Source organism: Vibrio sp. Y176 (assembly GCF_033438945.1).
This window is the reverse complement of the sequence record NZ_JAWOQS010001074.1, coordinates 1-539: the sequence shown is the minus strand read 5'-3', so window position 1 is coordinate 539 and position 539 is coordinate 1. Positions and strand designations below refer to the sequence as shown.

Here is a 539-nt window from a genome sequence, read left to right as displayed (position 1 = left end):
TGAATTCAAACTGGGGGCTTCACGGAACAAACAACAGCCCACCGCTTGAGTTAAGCCCAAAGAACTTGAATAAGTATTCTTAGAAACGGTAGCTCATACCTACAGAGAACGCGCTGATTTCTGCTTCAACGGTGACTTTTTCACTGCCGAGTTTCGCTACGTCTAACTCAGGTTTCATGTATTCCCATTCAACCTGTAGTGCTAGATTTTTTGTGATCGCGAACTCAGCCCCTAAGCCGTAAAGTCCGGTTACTGTCGTTTCAGAAAACGTCGTGTGGCCTTCGTCACCAGTTAGCACAGAATTGCTTACTTTAAATTCCGCGTTGAAGTAAGAAAGACCCGCTTTCGCGAAAAGATTGAAACGGTCACCGATTGGCAGCGTTAATTTAGGTTGGATAGCCAAAAACTTCATGTCACCAACGGTAACGACAGAGCCGTCTAGAGCGTCGTAACCACCGATCGCACCTTCAAAAGAGATGTACTCGTTGAATGTGTAACCACCAAAAACTTTACCAGACAGACTTTCGTTGTCTTTAACT

At 44.9% G+C, this 539-nt stretch carries 1 protein-coding gene; it reads right to left on the bottom strand.

Annotation, left to right across the window (positions count from 1 at the left end):
- Positions 1 to 79 precede the first annotated feature (79 nt).
- Positions 80 to 539: outer membrane beta-barrel protein (locus R7O13_RS30270; RefSeq protein ID WP_318305647.1), on the bottom strand; the 460-nt coding region annotated here is incomplete at its 5' end.